Source organism: bacterium, assembly GCA_035295165.1.
In the GTDB taxonomy this organism is placed as follows: Bacteria; Sysuimicrobiota; Sysuimicrobiia; order Sysuimicrobiales; family Segetimicrobiaceae; genus JAJPIA01.
Genome location: DATGJN010000108.1, coordinates 86,227 through 105,684 on the forward strand (window position 1 = coordinate 86,227; position 19,458 = coordinate 105,684).

A 19,458-nucleotide genomic window follows, 5' to 3' on the forward strand; every position below is an offset into this window, starting at 1 on the left:
CGCGGATGCCGCGTGGGATCGACCCTGGGGTCGAGGTGTGGGAGGCACGGACGCTCGTCTCGCCCCGGCGGCGCGTCGACGATCACGAGGTGCCCGACTCGGACGTCACGATCCCCGAGACCAGCTCGTCTTTTTGATCACGGGCGCACCCTCGCGAAACGTCGGGCCCTCGATCCCCCAACTCCAGTGGGCCGCCGGCGTGATCTTCAGGACCGGCCTCGGCCCTCGGGGCCCGTCTCGCGCCTCGAGCGTCGCGCTGCCGTGGATCTTCACGCCCCGCGGGGCTCGCGGGCCCTCGCCGGCATCGTCCACCACGATCGCGACGCGGGGGTGAGCACGGGCGTTGCGGTACTTGAGCGTGCGCGTCATCGACAGCCCGCCCACGTAGAGGTGCGTCCCGTCGAACTCGTACGCCACCGGCGCGACGTCCGGCTGCGCCGCCGGCGACACCGTCGCGATCCGGGCGAGCCGCTGCGACCGAAGGTAGGCGCGCTCCGACTCCGAGAACATCGATCCCTCCCCGCAGGACGCGGGCGACCCCTCCCGGCGACGCTGGGAGGCCCGAATCGACCGTTACCAGCCGATTGCGTAGTTGCGCTCGCCGCGGGAGCTCGCGCCGCCCTCCATCAACCGGCGCCGGGGATCGTACATGACCGCCGTCGTGTAGTTTTGGCTCCAAGCGCCGACGACCTTGACGTCGTGCCCCCGCGCGCGCAACTCGTCGAGCACCGGGCCGGGCACGCGCGCCTCGAGCGTCACCTCCGCGGGCTTGGCCGCCCGCGGATAGAACGAGCTCGGCATGTGGCCGGTGTGGAAGCTCGGCACGTCGATCGCATCCTGGACGTCCATGCCGAAGTCCACGACGTTGAGGAAGAACTGCAGGGTCCACTGGTCCTGCTGGTCGCCCCCCGGCGTGCCGAAGACGAGATACGGCTGCCCCTCCCGCGTGACGAGGGAGGGCGTCAGCGTCGTGCGGGGCCGCTTCCGCGGCGCCAGCGCCCCGGGATGAGCGGGGTCGTGCAGCCAGAACATCTGGATCCGCGTGCCGAGGCAGAAGCCGAGCCCGGGGATCACCGGAGAACTGCGGAACCATCCGCCGCTCGGCGTCGCGGAGAACATGTTCCCGTCGGCGTCCACGGCCCGCGTGCCGGTCGTGCCTCCGCTCCACCCGCGGCCCTCGACCGCGACCTGGCCGGACGGCGCCGCACGTCCGTCGAACGGATACGGGTCGCCCGGCCGCAGCTCCGCGGACGCCACGCGCGGATCGATCAGGCCGCGCCGCGCTTCCGCGTACGCCTTCGAGAGAAGACCGCGCAGCGGCACGTCTACGAACTCCGGATCGCCGTAATACCGCTCACGGTCGGCCATCGCCAGCTTGGTCGCCTCGATCACGGTGTGGATGTAGTCGGCCGAGTTGAGCCCCAGCCGCTTCAGATCGAAGCCTTCGAGCAGCGCGAGCTGCTGGAGAAACACGGGCCCCTGCGACCAGGGGCCGCACTTGTGGACCTGGTATCCGCAATAGTCGGACGACACCGGCGCCTCGACACGGACGTTGAACGCGGCGAAGTCCTCCTCCGCGAGCAACCCGTTCGAGACCGTTCCGTTGGCGTCGCGGGTCTTGGTGTCGCGCTGGTACGCCACGATCTCGCGCGCGATCGGGCCCCGGTAGAAGCAATCCCGCGCTGCCCGGAGCGCCTCGCTGCGCCCGCGCGACCGGGCCCCCCGCTCCGCCTCCACGAGCCGTTCGAACGTCCGCGCGAGGTCGGGGTTCCGCCAGGTGTCCCCGAGCGCGGGGACGGCGCCGCCCGGGAGGAACAACGCCGCCGAGGTCGGCCACTCCGTGCGGAACCGCTCCTGATGGTCGACGATCGACCGCAGCATGCCCTCGTACATTGGGAAGCCGCCGGCGGCCAGCTCGATCGCCGGCGCGAGCACCTGCTCGAGCGTCAGGCGGCCGTACCGGTCGAGCACGGTGATCAACGCATCGGGCACCGCGCAGACACCCGCGGCCAGGAACCCGTCGCCCGGGATCAGCGCGATGTCGCGCGCGCGGAACCACTCGATCGTCGCCGCGGCCGGCGCGCGCGTGTTCCCGTCGATCACCACGACCCGGCGCTCCCGCGCGTCGTACACCAGGATCGGGACCTCGCCGCCGAATCCGAAGCTCTGGAACTCCAGCACGGACTGCGCAAAGACCATCGCCACGCCGGCGTCGAACGCGTTGCCGCCGAGCGCCTGCATGCGCATCCCGACCGCGGCGGCCAGGTAGTGTCCGCACGCGACGACGAGCGAGCGGCCTCGGATCACCGGCCGCGTGGAGCTCGAGAACTGCCAGTCGGCGTACCCGGAGCTCGCGCCCGACCGCGTGTCCGACGTGCGTTCCGCCATTTCCGGTCAGCCCCTGATCGCCGCGAACGCCTGATCGCACGCCTCGAGCGTGCGGTCGACGTCGGCGTCGGTATGCGCCAGCGAGAGGTAGAACTTCTCGTTGGGGTTGACGAGAATCCCGCGCCGGATCATCTCGATCGACCAGCGCAGGTTGAGGTCCTTATCCGCGGTGAGCAGGTCCTCCCAGGTCCGCAGCGGGCGCCGGTTCGTGAATCGCACGCCGAACACCGCGTCCTCACCCGGCGTCTGCGCGGCGAACCCGTACCGGGCGCCCAGGGCCTCGATCTCGCGCCGCAGCCGGCCGCCGATGTGGTGGAAGTGCTCGAGGGATCCGGGGCGCGAGAGGATCTCCAGCGCGGTCAGCCCGGCGATCGAGCTCACGGGATTGCCGTTCAGCGTACCGCTGGCCCAGACGAGGTGCGCACGGTCGACGCGCCGGGCGTCGAGGTGCTTCATCACGTCGCTCCGGCCCGCGATCGCCGCCATCGGGAACCCTCCCGACATCGCCTTGCCGTACGTGGCGAGATCGGGCACGACGCCGTAGCGCTCTTGGGCCCCGCCCCAGGCGATGCGAAAGCCCGTGACCACCTCGTCGAAGATCAAGACGATGCCGTGGCGCCGCGTGACGTCGCGCAACGTCTCCAGGAACCCCGGCACCGGGACCAGCACGCGCTCGAGCGGTTCCACGATCACCGCGGCCAGCTCGCTCGCGTACTGCTCGATGAGCGACGCCGCGCGCGCCGCGTCGTTGAACGGCGCGACCAACACCTGCCCGCGGATGGCGTCGGGAATCCCGCGCGAATCCGGCTCGGCGTTGGGATAGGCGCTCGGATGCGAGGGCACGGTGCCCCAGAGCCCGTAGTCGTTCATCCCATGCCAGCCGCCCTCGAACTTGAGGATCTTCTGCCGCCCCGTCGCCGCGCGCGCCACACGCAGCGCGAAGAACGTCGCCTCGGTGCCGGATCCGGTGAAATGGATCTGGTCCGCGCACGGGATCGCGCCGACCATGCGTTCGGCGAGGCGGATCGCGGGCTCGTTGAGGAAGTAGTAGGTTGAACCCTTCGCGACCTGCCGCTGGACCGCCTCGACGATCTCCGGATGGGCATGCCCGAGCAGGGCCGGTCCGGACCCGAGGTGGTAATCGATGAAATCCCGGCCGGACACGTCCGTGATGTGGCTCCCGTGGCCCTCGGCGATCACGAGGTTCACCTCCGGGGGCAACACGAACAGCCCCAGCCCGCCTCCGGCCAGGTACCGGCCGGCGCGGTCCAGGAGATCGGCCTCGCGATCCAGTTTGGCGCTCTGTGCCCCGGGCGTCATGACGTCCTCCACCGATGTGCCATATGTCGGCTCACTTCCATGAGGTCACCCGGTCTCCTTCCCCGCGGGGCGCGCGGGCATCCTACCGACGTTCGCTGAACAGCACGCCGCCTTTGGCCTTGCAGGTCGGCTCGACTTCCACGATCTCCACCATGACCGCATCGGCAGACACGGTGAAGTTGCGGACCACGGCGTCCGTGATGTCCTTCACGAGTGCGCGCTTTTGCTCGAGCGTCCGTCCCTTGACGGCGTGGACGTAGACTTCCGGCATCGCGGCCTCCCTCTCGGCGGTCTCGTCGTGCGGTGCGCCGCGTTCCCTCCCGATGCCGGGACCGGATCGAGCGGGCTCGCGTCTTGAGGCGTCGCGCCTACAGATCGAGCGCCGGTCCCGGCACGTCCCGCACCGGCGAGACGTACGGCGTCGACACGGTCGCGTCCCGATGCTCGTCCTTCGCGCGCTGAACCAGGTCCGGGTCTTTCATGAGGTCGCAGACCGCCGCGGCGAGGATCTGCGCGGCGAACAGCATCCCCCGCCGGCCGATCGGGCTGCCGACGCTAACCGCGTTCTGCCAGGAGTGGCCCGGCATCCCGACCGGCGCCGTCACCGTCCGCATCTCCGCGGTCGGCACGACGTAGGAGACATCGCCGACGTCCGTGGAGCCGCCGGCCGGCTCGCCGTACGGCGGAGGCGGCAGGATCTGTTCGACCAGGTCGGTGCCGGGATCGCCGGGTTGCCCCAAGTCCACGCCGCGCCGGCGCAGATCGTCCAGCCCCTTGCGCAACGCGCCCTCGGGAAACGTCGCCTGCAACGCCCGCGCGAGCGCCTTCTCCTCGGTGGTGTACGTCGGCGCGCCGATCGCCTCCATCGTGCGCTGCAGCACGCCGTCGAGGACTTTGTTCGGCAACGTGTCGTAGCACCCGGCGACGAGCCGAACCTCGTGGGTGGTCCCGGTCATCAGGCAGGCGCCCCGCGCGATGTCGAGCAGGCGCGCGTAGACGTCCTCCACCTGAGACCGCCGGGGCGCGCGCACATAGTACCAGACCTCGGCGCGATTCGGCACGACGTTCGGCGCGAGACCGCCGTCGGTGATCACGTAGTGGAGGCGCGTCGAGAAGTGAACGTGCTCGCGCAGGAAATTCGCGCCCACGTTCATCAGCTCCACCGCGTCGAGGGCGCTGCGGCCGTTCTCCGGCATCGCCGCCGCGTGCGACGCCACCCCGTGGAACGTGAACCGCGCGGAGTTCATGGCGGTGTGCTGTTCGGTCATGAGCTGGTTCCCCGCGCCGGGGTGCCACGTCAGCGCACAGTCCACGTCCTTGAAGCGACCCTCCTTCACCAGGAACGTCTTGCCGACGAGCGTCTCCTCGGCGGGACAGCCGTAGAAGCGCACCGTGCCCTTGACCTCCCCGCGGCGGATCGCGTGGCGGACGGCCATCGCGGCGGCCGCTGCCGCGGTGCCGAGCAGGTTGTGGCCGCAGCCGTGACCCGGACCGTTGGGAACGATTGGGCGGTGCTCCGTCGCACCGCGCTGTTGGCTGAGCCCCGGCAGCGCGTCGAACTCGCCGAGCACTGCGATGACCGGCGCGCCTTGCCCGTAGGTCGCGATGAACGCGGTCGGCATCCCGGCGACGCCACGCTCGACTGCGAACCCCGCAGCCTCCAACGCATCCGCCAGCGTGGCGCTGCTCTTGGTCTCATGCAGGCCGAGCTCCGGCGTGTCCCAGATCCGATCGCTCAGCTCCGTAAACAACGGCGCCTGCCCGGTGACGAACTCGAGCACGGACGACAACGGCATCGGTCCACCTCCTGTGATCCGCGCGGTCCCGGTGGATCCGCGCGCTCGGTACGGAATTACGCGTCGGTGCCGGTGCCTCCTGGGACCCACGTCCAGGCGCCGCCGAGATGTTCATCGAGGAACCGAACGCAGCGGACCGCCCGGCCGGGCGCGAACCCCTGCAGCTCGGCCGGGCGGTCGAGGCACGACGGCGCGGCAAACGGGCAGCGCGGGTGCAGGCGGCACGTCTCGGGGGGATCGATCGCCGCCGCGGGCTCGCCGCCCAAGAACACGCGGGTGCGCTCCTCCCCGGGGGTGTCCTTCGGCGCCGCGCTCAACAACGCTCGCGTGTACGGATGGGCGGGTCGCGCAAACACCTCGTCCGTCGCCCCGAGCTCTACGATCTGGCCGAGGTACATCACCGCCACCCGGTGCGCGAGCACGCCGACCAGCGCGAGGTCGTGGGAGATGAGCAGGTACGCGAGACCCCGTCGGCTCTGGATCTCGGCCAGCAACCGGACGATCTGCGCCTGCACGGAGACGTCGAGCGACGCGGTCGGTTCGTCGAGAATGAGAAAGCTCGGTTCCGGGGCGAGCGCTCGGGCGATCGCCACGCGCTGCTGCTGTCCCCCGGACAGCTGATGGGGGTACCGATGGGCCAGGTCCGCGGGCAGCCCGACGAGATCCAACAGCTCCCCCACCCGTCGGTCGGCCTCATGCCGCGTCGCCAGACCAAACAGCCAGATCGGCTCCGCGATCTGCCGGCCGATCGGCATCCGGGGGTTGAGGGAGTCGAGCGGATCCTGGTAGACCATCTGCATCTTCCGGCGCAGCGGGCGCAGCCGCGCCTCCCGCGCGCCGGTCACGGACGCGCCGTCAAGCGTCACGCGGCCGCCCGACGCCTCCTCGAAGCGGAGGATGCACCGGCCGGTGGTCGACTTGCCGCTGCCGGACTCTCCGACCAGGCCGACCGTCTCGCCCGCGGCGATCTCGAGGTCCACGCCGTCGACCGCATGCAGCTGCTGGCGCCGTCCCCCTGCCCCGCGCACGGCGTATCGCTTCATGAGCCCCTCGACGCGCAGCACCTACGCCACCCCGCTCCGCCAGTAGTGGCACCGCACGGCGTGACCGGCCTCGACCGCCTCCGAACCGGGATCCTGCTCGGCACAGCCGGGCCCGGCGAGCGGGCAGCGGGGATGAAACGGGCACCCGGACGGCGTCTCGGCGAGCGCCGGCACGCGTCCCGGGATCCCTGTCGGGAGCGCCCGGCCGCCCGTCCCCACCCGTGCCGCCATGAGGCCGCGCGTGTACGGGTGCGCCGGCCGCCGGAACAACGCCGCCGCCGTCGCCGACTCGACGATGCGCCCCGCGTACATCACGTGCACGTGGTCGCACATCTCCGCGACCAGCCCGAGATCGTGCGTGATCAGGAGCACCGTCAGCCCGAGCTCCCGCTGCAGCCCGCGCAGCAGCTCGACGATTTGAAGCTGCACCGTGACGTCCAGCGCGGTGGTCGGCTCGTCCGCAAGCAGCACGCGCGGCCGGCACGCCAGCGCGAGCGCGATCATGACGCGCTGGCACATCCCGCCCGAGAGCTGGTGCGGGTACGCGCGCATCACGGCGTCCGGCCGCGCCAGACCGACGCGTGCGAGCAGCGCCTCCCCCTCCGCCCGCGCCGCGCCCCGGGACAGGCGGCGGTGCAGCCGCAGCACGTGCACGAGCTGCGAGGCCACCGGAAACACGGGGTTGAGCGACGCGCGGGGCTGCTGGAAGATCATCGCGATCCCCTCGCCCCGGACGCGCGCCATCTCCCGCTCGCGCAGGAAGCGGAGGTCGCGCCCCTCCAAGCGCACGTCCCCCTCCTGAATTTCCGCCGGTGGGCGCAGCAGACGCATGATCGCGAGCGCGGTGAGGGTCTTGCCGCACCCGCTCTCGCCGACGAGCCCGGTGACCGTGCCCGGCGCTAACGAGAACGTCACGCCGTGCAGCGCGGGCACGACCCCGCGCCGCGTATGGAACGCCACCCGGAGGCCGCGCACGTCCAGCATCGCTACCGCCGCTGCGGGTCCAGGAGGTCCTGGAGACCGTCGCCGATCAGATTGAAACCCATCACCGCCAGCGCGATCATCACGCCCGGGTAGAACGAAACCCACCACTCACCGGCGTTGATGCGCGCCACGCCCATCGCGACCATCACGCCCCACTCGGGCGTCGGCACGCGCACGCCGAGCCCGATGAACGACAGGCCGGCGGCGGTCAGGATCGCCCAGCCGGACTGCAGGCTCGACTGCACGAAGATCGGGGTAAGGCAGTTCGGGATGAGGTGCACGAGGAGCACGCGCCACGGCGGGTTCCCTGCGCCGCGCGCGGCCTCGGCGTAGGGGGCGTGTTTCACGACGAGGAGCCGCGCGCGCATCAGCCGCGCGTACACCCCGACGTTGATCAGCGCAACGGAGACGATCAGGTTCCGAAGGCTCGGGCCCAGCGCCGCGGCGATGCCCATCGCGAGGATGAACGACGGGAACGCCTGGAGCACGTCCATTGCGCGCATCACGACCTCGTCGGCCCATCCGCCCGAGAACCCCGCGAGCGCGCCGAGCGCGCAGCCGGAGACGAGCGCGATCGCGACGGCGCCGAGCGCGATCAGGAGGTCGATCCGGCCGCCCCACAACACCCGCGACCACACGTCCTCGCCGAATTCGTCGGTCCCCATCCAATGCTGCGCGCTCGGCGGCTGCAGGGCCGCCCCCGGGTCGGTCCCCAGCGGCGTGTACGGCGCCAGCAGCGGGGCGGCCAGCGACGCGGCCGCGATCAGGACGAGCAGCAGCAACCCGACAAGGGTGATCGGGTTTCGCCGCAGCAGGTACGCCGCCTCAGCGACCACGGCGCCCCCTTCTTCCCCGCCCGTCCATCACGTCTGAACGCGCGGGTCGAGCAGCGCGGAGACGAGATCGACCAGGACGAAGATCACCAGGTACACGACCGTGGCGTACAGGATGAACCCCTGCACGGCCGGGTAGTCGTTGCCGCTGATCGCGTTGAACGCGTACCGCCCCATCCCCGGCCACGCAAACAGCGTCTCCACCAGCACGGACCCCCCGAGCAGAAACCCGTACACGATCGCGACCATCGTCAGCACCGGCAGCATCGCGTTGCGCAGCGCGTACGTCCACACCACGCTGCGCCATGGGACGCCGAGCGATCGGGTCGCGCGGATGTACGGCGTCGCGAGGACGTCGAGCATGCTGGTGCGCGCGATTCGGGCGAGCGGCGCGACCGCGGCGAACGCGAGCACCGCGACCGGCAGGATCAGCTGGCGAGCGGCGTCGCCGAGCGCGGCCCAGTCCCGGGCGAGCGCGCTGTCGATGAGCAGGAACCCCGTCACGGTCGGGGGCGGCGTGACCAGGGCGCCGAGGCGTCCCATCGGCGGGGGCACCAGGTGCCACCGATAGAAGCACAGGTAGATCAGCACGAGACTCACCCAAAACACCGGGAGCGCGACGCCCGCGACGGCGAGCACACGAGTCACGTGGTCGACCCAGGAGCCCTGCCGGACGGCGCCCCACACCCCGAGCGGCACGCCCAGCAGGACCGCGAGCAACATCGCGACGGTGGTCAGCTCCATCGTCGCTGGGAAGAACGCCGCGAGGTCCGCGGCTACGGGACGGCTGGTGACGAACGACGTCCCGAGGTCACCCTGCGCGAGCCCGCGCAGATACGCGACGTACTGCGCCCACAGCGGCCGGTCGAGGCCGTAGTGGACGAGCAGCGCCTGGCGCTGAGCCTGACTCGCCATCGGCCCCGCGATCTGATCGATCGGGCTGCCGGGGAGCACGCGTGTCAGCACGAACGTGAGCAGCGTCACCCCCAGCAGCACGGGCGCGGCGAGGAGCAGCCGTCGGGCGACGAGCCGGAGCGGACGCGTGGGGCCCCGCTATTGCTTCGTCATGAAGTAGTACCGGAACCGCACGTCGGCCGGGTAGAAGATCACCCCGCCGATGTTCTTCCGGGTCGCCAGCACGAGATCCGGTTGGTACAGGAACACCCACGCCGCCTCGTCGGTCGCGATCTGTTGAATCTGACGCGACGCGGCGTCCCGCGCCTTGAGGTCCGTGGAGATGATGTTCTTGTTGATCAGGTCGTTGATCGTGGCGTTCGAGTAGTTGGTGTAGTCGCAGCACGTGCTCTGGAGCAACCAGTAGAGGTGATAGAACGGGTCGTTGTTGATCGAGTTCCATCCCGGGTGGTGGAAGAACGCCAGCTCGTGCCGCTGGAGCGCCGCGGTGAACGCCGCCCCCTGCATCTCGTTGATCGTCACCGTCATTCCCGCCTTGGCGAGCGCGCTCTTGACCCACACCGCGATGCCCTTCGACTCGGCCAGGTCGGCGCGCGACGTGAACGTGAGGCTGAGCCCGTTCGGGTAGCCCGCCTCGGCCAACAGCGCCTTCGCCTTCGCGGGGTCGGTCTTGTACGTGAAGTACTGGTCGGTGTGAGTCGGCATCCCGGCCGGCACCGGACTCGTCAGGGGCTGCGCGAACCCGACCATCACGTTCCGGATGATCGTGTTGTACGGGGTGGCCCAGGAGATCGCCTGCCGGACCTTGGGGTTGTTGAACGGGGCGATCTTCGCGTTCATCCCGAGGAACGACGTGATCCGCGTCGGGAACCGGTACACGGTGACGTTCGCATCGTGCAACAGCTCCACCTCGTCGAGCGGGGCCAGGTCCCGTGCGATGTCGACGTCGCCGGATTTGAGCAACGCGAGGCGCGTCGAGGGATCCGGCACGATCCGCAGGACGACCCGCGCGATCTTCGCGGGCGGCCCCCAGTAGTACGGGTTCCGAGCGAACGTGAACTGCACGCCCGGGTCCCACGACTCGAGCAGGTACGGTCCGGTCTCGTTGCCCTTGGTGTTCGATTTGAGCCACTCGTGCGCGGACGGGTCCGCGGCGGTCATGTGGGGTCGGACGACGCGGGGGTTCAGGATCGCGTGCCCGTACTGCGACATGTTGCCGAGCACGAGCGTGTTCGGGTCCGAGATATCGAACTCAACGGTCCGGGCGTCGATCACTTTGACCGAGTCCTTGTCCATGACCTTGGCCATGCGGGTCAGCGCGGCGGTCGTCGCATTCTGGTCGTACAACCGGTCGTAGGTAAACTTCACCGCGGCGGCGTCGAGGGGATCGCCGTTGCTGAACTTGAGCCCCGGCCTGAGCGTCACGACCAGCTTGTGGCCGCCGTCGGTGAACCGGAACGACTCCGCGAGGCCGCCGACGAATTCGTTCGGCGAGCCGATCGTCTGCCCGTTCGGCTGCTTCACGAGCTTGTAGTCGATCAGCCACGAGTAGACGTTCGTCAGCGTCTCGAGGGTGAAGCTGTCCGAGGAGGCGTTCGTCGGATCGAGATTCTGCATGTCGCGGGAGACCGCAACCACGAGCGTCTGGTTCGCGCCGACCGGTGCGCCGACCGAGGCGCACGGGGCCACACTGAACACCACGAGCACGAGCCCGGCCGCAATCGCCAGCCGGACTCCCACGGACCGCATCGCTCCCACGACCACCGTCACTCCCACTCCCCCTCCCGCGCCGCGCGTCGCGCCGATCCCTACGTCGGGCGCGCCCGTTCCTTCCACGAACGGAAGGACAACTCCTAGTCCCGCGCGCGCAGGCCAACGCGCCGTCGGCGACGGCCGGGCCCCGCACGCGCGACCGCCATCTACGGCCGCTCCGGGATTCCGTCCACCTCGAGGAGTCGTCCTGGCGGAGGCCCGCCGAGCACCGTGCCGCGATCGACGCGTTCGACGGGACGCCGCGCGAGTTCCCGGCGGCGCGCCTCAGTCGCGGCGTCGTCCACCCGAAGCTCGTCTCCCAAGAACACCACCCCGTACTCCTCTTGCGCCTTCGCGACGGAGACGAAACCGCGCAGCACGTCGCGCGCGACGAGCGCGGGCGAGCGCTCCCACGGGCAGCCGTTCCCCCCGCCGCCCCCGGTGCGCACGACGATCCGATCGCCCTGCTCGAGGCGGAGGTTGTCGTACTTGGTCGGCAGCCGGAACGTCCGTCCGCCCCGAACGAGGTAGGCGTCGCCGGGGACGCCCGGCCGGCCGCCGTCGAGTCCCCAGGCGGGGTGCGTCTGGCGATCGTCGAGCCATGACAGATAGGCCTCGGGCGCGCGCAGCTCGAACGACCGGATGACGCCCGCTCCGCCCCTGAACCGGCCGGGTCCCGCCGTGTCCCGGCGCAGCGCCGTCTGCTCGACGAGCAGCGGGTACGTCGTCTCAAGGAACTCAACGGGCGCGATGATGAGGTTCGCGTTGGGGCACAGGGCATCGATGCCGTCGGCGTCCGGCCGGCCGCCCCCGCCGCCCGCGATGCACTCCATCGAAACGTACCCCTTGCCCGTGACGGGATGGGTGCCGCGGAACATGTACGTGGGGATCACACCGTTACTGCACGCCGGCACGCTCCCCGGAAACAACTGGCTCATCAGCCCCCGGAACGTGTCCCGGTAGATCATCGAGCTCGTCAGGTGCCGCGCGCCCACGGCGGCCGGGTACGCCGGGGACAACAGGCTCGGGTGCGGGATCGTAACGTCCACCAGGTCGAACACGCCGTAGTTGGGGCTGGCCTCCGCGTCCATGCCGAGCTGCGGGCCGATCCAGTTGAGCAGGTACCGCCACATCTCGAGCGTGACGCGGTTGGGGTTCAGGATCAGGTTGATCGCGCCCTCGGCCTGGCCCGCGGTGCCCGTGTAGTCGAGGTGCAGCCGATCCCCGCGCTTCTCGAGCGCGACGCACAGCCGGAGCGCGCCCTCGCGCACCCCATCGTCATCCAAAAAGTCCTCGAACGCGACCCGGCGATCGGGCAACCCCGCGATCAGCCGGCCCATCGCCTCGTGCGCCCGCGCGGCGTACGTGTCGAAGCACGCGAGCACCGTGTCCAACCCGAACTTGTCCACGAGCTCGTGCAGGCGCTTCTCCGTGATCGTGCACGCCGCCGCCATCGCGAGTGTGTCGCCGATCATCATCTCCGGTGTGCGCGAGTTGCGGGCCATGATCTTCAGGACGGCGTCGTTGAGGATGTCTCGCTCGTACAGCTTGACCGGCGGGATCTGGATCCCCTCATGGAAGATCTCGCGCGACGTCGCCGGCAACCCCGACACCGAGATCCCGCCGATGTCCATGTGGTGACCCCACACCGCGGCGAACGCGATCAGCCGCCCGCCCGCGAACACGGGGCGGCACAATTGGGTGTCGCCGAGATGGGTCATCTCCCCCCGCGAGAGGTACGGGTCGTTGAACACGAACACGTCGCCCTCGTGGATCTCGTCGAGCGGAAACACCTCGCGGATCAGCGTCCCCGACATCGGAAGCCCGTGGACCAGCCGCCCTCCGGCGTCCAGCGTGGAGATCCCGAAGTCGTAGATGTCGCGAATCACGATCGACATCGCCGTCCTGACGATCGTCGCTTCCATCTCTTTCTCCATGGAGTACAGGGCGTTGTCCACCACCTCGAGGGTGATCGGATCCACCACGGCGGTCATCCCTCCTCCACGACGAGGTTGAGCGACGCGTCCACCCGCGCCGTCTGCCCCGGGAGTATCACGCTCGTACAGTCGAGCTGCTCGACGATCGCCGGCCCCGGGATGCGCGCACCGCGCGCGAGACGCCCGCGATCGTAGCACGGGGTGGTCAGGAACCGTCCATCGAAGCGCACCGGACGCGCGCCGGTCCGGGCGTCCCCGACGCGCGCGTCGCCGGACGGCCCTCCGGCAATCCGCACCGGGGCGACGCGGCCGCGCCCGGTCACCTTCAGCGCGACCATCTCGACCGGGACGTGCCCGCGCCAATCGAACCCGTACAACCGACGGTGCTCCGCGTGGAACGCCTCGATCGTCGCCGCGAGCCCCGGCGGCGCGAGGCGCTCCGGAACCGGCACCGCGACCTCGTACGCCTGCCCCACGTACCGGAGGTCCGCGCTGAACGCCAGCGTGCGCGCGTCCGGTCCGATGTGCTCGGCGTCGAGCCACGCTTGCGCTTCGTCGCCGAGCGCGGCCACCGCGGCGTTGACCTCGTCGAACGCGAGCCGGGCGACCGGTTGGATCCGCGTCCGGCCGAACACGCACACGATGTCGGACACGAGCGCTCCGACGGCCGACAGCACGCCGGGCGTGGGCGGGATCACCGCGGTGCGGATCCCGAGGAGCCGACAGAGGTCACCGGAGTGCACCGGCCCGGCGCCGCCGAACGGGATGAACACGAAGTCGCGCGGGTCGTAGCCCCGCTGGACCGAAACGACGCGCAGCGCGCCGAGCATCTTCTCGTTCGCGATGCGGAGGATCCCCTCGGCGAGCGCGAGCGGTTCGATGCCGACCCGCGCGGCGAGCGCGTGCATCGCGGCGCGCGCGCGCTCCACGTTGAGCATGACGGCGCCGCCGGCGAGGACGGCGGGCAGGCGGCCGAGGACGAGGTTGGCGTCCGTGACGGTCACGTCTTCGCCGCCCTGATCGTAGCAGACGGGGCCGGGCTCGGCGCCCGCGCTGCGCGGGCCGACATGCAGGGCGCCGGTGGACGTCAGGTGCGCAATCGACCCGCCCCCCGCCCCGATCGTGACCACGTCGGTGATCGGCACCTTCACCGGGTACTCACCGATGAACGTGTCCGCGCGGATCCGCGCGGTGCCGCCCGCGGCAAGCGAGACGTCGGTGGACGTGCCGCCCATGTCCAGCGAGATCGCGTTCGGGTATCCGGCCAGCCGCGCGACGAACGCGGCCCCGCTGACCCCGGCCGCCGGGCCGGAGAGCACCGTATTGACCGGTTGCCGCACGACCGCGTCCGCGCTCATCAGCCCACCGTCCGAGCGGACGACCGCGAGCGCCGGCGACAGACCGTCTTCCCGCAGCCGCCGCTCCACGCCGCGCACCGCCCGCGCCATCGCGGGCATGACGTACGCGTTCAGCACCGTCGTCATGGTCCGCTCGTATTCCCGGTACTCCGGCAGGACGTCGGAGGACAACGTCACGGCCGTCTGGGCCGACTGCTCCGCCACAAGATCGCGGATGCGGCGCTCGTGCGCGGGATTCGCGTAGGAGTGGAGCAGCACGACGGCGATGCACTCGACGTCCGCGGCGAGGAGCTCGCGGATCGCGCCGCGGGCGGCCCCTTCGTCGAGCGCCCGCAGCACGGTGCCGTCCGCGAGGCACCGCTCGTCGGCCTCGCGGATGCGCTCGATCGGGACGAGCCGCTCCGGCCGCCGGTACCGGAGCTCGTTCGTCAGCCGGCCGGGGATGTTCGCGCGGCCGATCTCGAGAATGTGTCGGAACCCCTTCGTGACGATGAGGCCGATCCGCGCGCCCGCGAGCTGCAACACCGCGTTCGTCGCCACGGTGCTCGCGAACAGCAGATGGGAGACGTCGCCGGGAGCGGCGTCTGCGATCGCGAGGAGCTGGCGCACGCCGGTCATCAGGCCGACAGCGGGATCCGCCGGGGTCGTCCGCGTCTTGGCGATATACGTCTCGCCGGTTCCCTCGCGCACCATCACCAGATCGGTGAACGTGCCGCCGACGTCCGCCGCGATCCGCAGATCCCGCTTGCGCTCCACCGCTGTGACTCCTCCTCACGCGCACCGCACGATTGCCGTGCCCGCGTGCAGGCGCGCCGGCAGCACGTGTTTCCCCCCTGGTCATGCGGGCACCGCTGCCGATCGACAACCGGATGTGGTCGATCGCTTCCGGGCGGGTCGCCGCGGCTCCTGCGGGCCATGCACGTCGCAGAGAACTTCGGCGACCGCTTTGCGGAGTTGAAGGGGGAAACCAGCGCGGGCTCGCGAAGCACGGGAAGCATATTCGCATGGGCTGCCGGGAGGAACCGGGGCAGAACCTCTCGCAAGACGGAACCTGGAATGCGCCCTGCTCAGCGAGTTGTTGGAGGTTCTCCGTGAGAGACGTCAACGCCACCTCGAGACACGTGCTGGACGCGATCGGCAACACCCCGCTCGTGGAGCTACGGCACGTCGTGACGCCGGGCAGTGCCCGTGTCGTCGTGAAACTCGAATCCGCGAACCCTACCGGCAGCATGAAGGACCGAATGGCGCGGACGGTGGTGGAGCGGGCGGTGGCGGATGGGCGCCTACCTCCTGGCGGGACACTTGTCGAGTATACGGCGGGGACGACGGGGATCTCGCTTGCCTTTGTGTGCGCCGCGCTCGGGTACAAGACCCACTTTGTGTTCTCGGACGCGTTCAGCGTGGAGAAGCGCTACACGATGCGCGCCTACGGCGCGGACATTACCGACGTGCCAAGCAGCGAAGGCAAGATCACCGAACAATTGATCAAGACGATGATCGCCACCGCCGGCGAGATCAGCCGCCGCCCGGGGTACTGGTGGGCGGATCAACTCAACAACCATGACGGAGAAGCGGGTTACTATGCGATGGGTGAGGAGATTTGGCAGCAGACCGACGGGCGCGTGGATGCCTTCGTGCACGCGGTAAGCACGGCTCACTCAATTCACGGCACCGCCCGTGCGCTGCGCCCTCACAGACCGGATATCAGGGTCGTCGCGGTGGAGCCTGCGGAGTCGGCTGTGCTGTCGGGAAAACCCTCGGGATCCCACAAGATCGAGGGGATCGGGATCGGCTTCCTCCCGCCGCTCTGGAAGCCTGACGAGGTGGACGAGATCTTGACGGTGGCGACGGACGAGGCGAAGGCGATGGCCAGGCGTCTTGCCCGAGAGGAAGCGATCTTCGCCGGGATCTCGAGCGGGGCAAACGTGGTCGCATCCCTGCGCGTCGCGGAGCGACTCGGCCCCCGGGCCACCGTCGCCACGATCATCGTGGATTCAGGGCTCCGCTACTTGACGACGGATGTGTTCCGGACGTGACGTGCGCCGAATCAATGCGACTGCGGAACTCCGAAACGGCGAGGGCACCGGGAGCCTAGACAATAGTGAGCCGGATGATGAAACGCCGCAACCCGACTCGTCCGGTACGCCGGTATCTCAATAGATGCCTGGAAACTCGGGGTAATGCCGCCTCGGCGGTAGACCGGATTCGAGGAGGAGGCCTGCCATGCGTAATGTCCGTCGGGCTCGTTGCGGGCTGAGCGCAGCGTTCTCGATCGCATTCGCGCTGAGCTTGACTGTCTATGCAGGCCCTGCCGCACGCGCGTTCACGTGTCAAGACGCCATCTACACCAGCGGGATCGCATACACTGGCGCGTCGGTGGTGATCGTCGCCTCGCCCCAGCGTCAGAACGGCGGCAACCTCTTCTACTTCTGGCAGAAAGGCGGCACCGGATCGTGGCAGAAGGAACAGGTCGCGTCAGGCAACGATTGTCCGAACAACGAGAGCGGGTGGACACTCGGTACGCCGACCGGGTACCGGTCAAACGCGATCGCATGGACGGGGACGTCGGTCGTCATTGCCGCCCTGGACCAACGAAACGGCGGCCTCTACTATTGGTGGCAGGCGAACGGCAGCACCACGTGGAACCAGCAGCCCGTGGCCGGCGGCCCCCCTGGCTGCTGCTCCTTCGGGTCCGTAGTAAACGGCGTCACAACCCCCTACATGGTAGGCTACTCCATGCCGAGCATCGCGTGGACCGGCAGATCCGTCGTCATCGCCGCGATCGACAAGGACGGGCTGCACTATTGGTTTCAGGAGAAAGGCCAAACGACTTGGTACCATCAGCTGGTCTCGTCCCAAGATGGGAATGCCCACCCCAGCCAGCCGTCGATCGCGTGGACGGGGACGTCAGTCGTGATCGCCGACACATGCAACGTCGGTCTCTGCTACTACTGGCAGCAGGCCGGGACGGCGTCGTGGCACCGACAGGTCGTGGACACGGGCAGCGGGGATGCCTATCCTTCCATCGCCTGGAGCGGCAACGCGGTGGTCATCGCCGCACTCCAGAACCCTGGCAACATCGTCTACTGGTGGCAAGCCGCGGGGACGGCAACGTGGCACAAGCAACAAGTGAACACCAACGGCACCCGGGAGTTCAGCGCCCCATCGATCGCCTGGGCCCGCGGCAACCCCGTCATCGTCGCCACGGACGATACCACCCAAAATGCGAACACACCAACGTATTTGGATTACTGGTGGCAGTCGCCCGGTAGCAATGGTGCGTGGAATCTGCAACACCCTGACGGAGAGAACGGTAATTACAGTGGGTGGACCGATCCGCGGTCGATCGCGTTGGCCGACGGCTCAGTCGTCATCACCACGACCGACGCGTGCGGCGACCTCGACTATTGGTGGCAACAGGTAGGCAGTCCGACGTGGCACGAACAACGGGTCAACACCAACGGCGGGTGGCCGGCCGGCACTCCTGGTTGCGGGTGAACATAAGTGGAGCGGTTCGCGACTATCTTTCCGGCCGACGGCGGCGCGCAGAGCGAAGCCTCATGATCGGCCTCTACTTGTCGAATTTGTCCGCCTCGTCTTTCGTGATCTCGATGAAGACCTGGGTGGAGAACATCCTCTGGTACGCCTCCCCGAGCCTCTCCACCATCAGTAGGTGCGCCAACGACGTGACGTGCAGCGTGTGATCCTGTTTCGTCAGTTCGGATATGCGCTCCCAGAAGTTACGCGGTCTCTCGCGGAAGCCTATCGTGGCTTGAAACAGCGACATTGGAACTCCTGCTTTAGCAGCTTCACCCCGCTGGGACCGACCTTGAGCACATGAGGTGTATTTAGCGGAATCGAAAAGCTATCTCCCTGTTTGAACAATCTGGGCGCCTGTTCGTCAATTTGGAACTCAATTGCACCCTCAAGCACATATCCAACCTCGACACCGGGATGCATATGTCGCGGAGACTCTGAATTCGGTTGAACCTCAACCAAGATCAAAATGGCCGCCATCCTCCCGTCCGGAAGTTCCACTCGCTGGAGGACCGTTCTTTTCACCGGCTCCTGAGACTGCACACGCATCAACCTCCTTCGCTTTTTCCCGCTGTCGCCACTGCATTCGTGACAGGCAAGCGCATCCATTACACCTGCGCAATATTTTCCGTCGTGACTTCGTTCGGGGTATATGAACGGGCCAGGGTTCCTGCTGTTTGGGAAGGTCGCCAAGCGGCTACAGAATATGCCAGAAGCCCCATAGTTGCCTCACAGAGACACGCGAACACCGGGGGAGGGTAATGCCCTCCCTTCTGCCGATTGTCTAATTCCGCGCAGGACTTCTTGCCCTCGTTCTTGGACAGTCTTAGACAATTTGTATGGCCTCTCAGGTTTGTCCCGCGAGGCATCGTGGCGCATGTGGCACGCTTCTAGCGACACGGTGCCACCATGATACAACTATGCTGCGCGAGTCGGCTTGCGCGTAGCGGATGGTACGAACAGACTGAAGCCTACTCTTGCGGAGGGTCCCATGATCGCTCGCACATGGCGTGGAAGTGCCACCCCGATGCACGCCGACGCCTACTATCACCACTTCACAACCAGAGTTGCGCATCACCTCAAGGCAATTGCGGGTCACCGAGGTGCGTACTTGCTGCGGCGCGAGACCGATGGGTATGTGGAGTTCCTCGCGATCACCCTGTGGGATACGTTTGGGACCATCAAGAAATTCGCCGGGGAGCGTCCCGAGGTGGCCGTTGTGGAACCGGAAGCCCGGGCCGTTCTGTCCGAGTTCGATGACTTCGTGAGACACTACGAGGTCGTGTTTTCAAACGCTAAGGAGACGCGACACTCCGGTTAATTGGCTCTCGTGTCTCTCGTCCCTAGCCGACGTCGGCCCTTATTCGTATCGTCCCGTAGATGTGCCACATAGTAGCAGTCGTTGAAAGAACCGCGCCTCACACCGCCAAAGCAAAAGCTATCTCCTGAAGCGTACTAGTGCATTGTCCGAAATGTATTGATACTTAACGATGGGTGGTGTATGCTCAATGCATGAGCCGACCCCCTGCGCCACTGATGCTGCGGGATGAGCACCGAGCGGAGATCCACCGACAGCTGCGGCAACGGACGCTGTT

General features: G+C 68.6%; 17 protein-coding genes and 1 pseudogene. 3 read left to right on the forward strand and 15 right to left on the reverse strand.

The genetic code is table 11. The annotated features are described in order from the left end of the window. Positions 1-105: 105 nt before the first annotated feature. The 13 genes and pseudogenes from VKZ50_18910 to VKZ50_18970 form a co-directional block, all read right to left on the reverse strand. Entirely contained in the window at positions 106-510 is a 405-nt protein-coding gene (locus VKZ50_18910; GenBank protein ID HLJ61801.1) for a PPOX class F420-dependent oxidoreductase, read from the reverse strand. Between the two features lie 63 nt (positions 511-573). Further along, positions 574-2,388, reverse strand: coding sequence for a gamma-glutamyltransferase family protein (locus tag VKZ50_18915; protein HLJ61802.1), 1,815 nt, complete (start codon positions 2,386-2,388; stop codon positions 574-576). A gap of 6 nt (positions 2,389-2,394) precedes the next feature. Then, positions 2,395-3,708, reverse strand: coding sequence for an aminotransferase class III-fold pyridoxal phosphate-dependent enzyme (locus VKZ50_18920; protein HLJ61803.1), 1,314 nt, complete (start codon positions 3,706-3,708; stop codon positions 2,395-2,397). Between the two features lie 82 nt (positions 3,709-3,790). Then, a complete protein-coding gene (locus VKZ50_18925) occupies positions 3,791-3,979 on the reverse strand; it encodes a tautomerase family protein (protein HLJ61804.1) in 189 nt (62 codons plus the stop codon). 97 nt (positions 3,980-4,076) lie between these two features. Then, positions 4,077-5,504, reverse strand: coding sequence for an amidohydrolase (locus VKZ50_18930; GenBank protein HLJ61805.1), 1,428 nt, complete (start codon positions 5,502-5,504; stop codon positions 4,077-4,079). Positions 5,505-5,560: 56 nt separating this feature from the next. Next, the gene (locus VKZ50_18935; GenBank protein HLJ61806.1) at positions 5,561-6,568 is read right to left on the reverse strand and encodes an ABC transporter ATP-binding protein; all 1,008 of its coding nucleotides are present in this window, start codon (positions 6,566-6,568) and stop codon (positions 5,561-5,563) included. Further along, positions 6,569-7,531 carry an ABC transporter ATP-binding protein gene (locus tag VKZ50_18940; GenBank protein HLJ61807.1) on the reverse strand — a complete coding sequence of 321 codons (963 nt, stop codon included), beginning with the start codon at positions 7,529-7,531 and terminating at the stop codon, positions 6,569-6,571. Positions 7,532-7,533: 2 nt separating this feature from the next. After that, complete coding sequence (locus VKZ50_18945; GenBank protein ID HLJ61808.1) at positions 7,534-8,367, reverse strand: ABC transporter permease; 834 nt, start codon at positions 8,365-8,367, stop codon at positions 7,534-7,536. Positions 8,368-8,394: 27 nt separating this feature from the next. Beyond that, entirely contained in the window at positions 8,395-9,108 is a 714-nt protein-coding gene (locus tag VKZ50_18950; protein ID HLJ61809.1) for an ABC transporter permease, read from the reverse strand. Next, positions 9,109-9,387 (reverse strand): annotated as a pseudogene (locus VKZ50_18955) (ABC transporter permease). Between the two features lie 30 nt (positions 9,388-9,417). Continuing rightward, complete coding sequence (locus VKZ50_18960; GenBank protein ID HLJ61810.1) at positions 9,418-11,049, reverse strand: ABC transporter substrate-binding protein; 1,632 nt, start codon at positions 11,047-11,049, stop codon at positions 9,418-9,420. 149 nt (positions 11,050-11,198) lie between these two features. Then, positions 11,199-13,025 (reverse strand): hydantoinase B/oxoprolinase family protein, encoded by a 1,827-nt coding sequence (locus VKZ50_18965; GenBank protein ID HLJ61811.1) that lies wholly within the window; start codon positions 13,023-13,025, stop codon positions 11,199-11,201. Next, positions 13,022-15,082 (reverse strand): hydantoinase/oxoprolinase family protein, encoded by a 2,061-nt coding sequence (locus VKZ50_18970; GenBank protein HLJ61812.1) that lies wholly within the window; start codon positions 15,080-15,082, stop codon positions 13,022-13,024. Before VKZ50_18970 ends, VKZ50_18965 begins: the two co-directional genes overlap by 4 nt. Before the next feature lie 335 nt (positions 15,083-15,417). Between VKZ50_18970 and VKZ50_18975 the strand changes: the two genes are divergently transcribed. Together VKZ50_18975 and VKZ50_18980 are read left to right on the forward strand one after the other, a co-directional pair. Next, positions 15,418-16,362: a cysteine synthase family protein gene (locus tag VKZ50_18975; GenBank protein HLJ61813.1), complete on the forward strand. Its 945-nt coding sequence runs from the start codon at positions 15,418-15,420 to the stop codon at positions 16,360-16,362. A 187-nt stretch (positions 16,363-16,549) separates the two neighbouring features. After that, positions 16,550-17,824, forward strand: coding sequence for a hypothetical protein (locus VKZ50_18980; protein HLJ61814.1), 1,275 nt, complete (start codon positions 16,550-16,552; stop codon positions 17,822-17,824). Between the two features lie 73 nt (positions 17,825-17,897). On the opposite strand, the gene VKZ50_18985 is transcribed toward VKZ50_18980, so the two are convergent. Together VKZ50_18985 and VKZ50_18990 are read right to left on the reverse strand one after the other, a co-directional pair. Then, positions 17,898-18,113, reverse strand: coding sequence for a hypothetical protein (locus VKZ50_18985; GenBank protein ID HLJ61815.1), 216 nt, complete (start codon positions 18,111-18,113; stop codon positions 17,898-17,900). Further along, complete coding sequence (locus VKZ50_18990; GenBank protein HLJ61816.1) at positions 18,089-18,472, reverse strand: cupin domain-containing protein; 384 nt, start codon at positions 18,470-18,472, stop codon at positions 18,089-18,091. Before VKZ50_18990 ends, VKZ50_18985 begins: the two co-directional genes overlap by 25 nt. A gap of 382 nt (positions 18,473-18,854) precedes the next feature. Between VKZ50_18990 and VKZ50_18995 the strand changes: the two genes are divergently transcribed. Continuing rightward, positions 18,855-19,184 carry an antibiotic biosynthesis monooxygenase gene (locus tag VKZ50_18995; GenBank protein ID HLJ61817.1) on the forward strand — a complete coding sequence of 110 codons (330 nt, stop codon included), beginning with the start codon at positions 18,855-18,857 and terminating at the stop codon, positions 19,182-19,184. Positions 19,185-19,458: the final 274 nt, after the last annotated feature.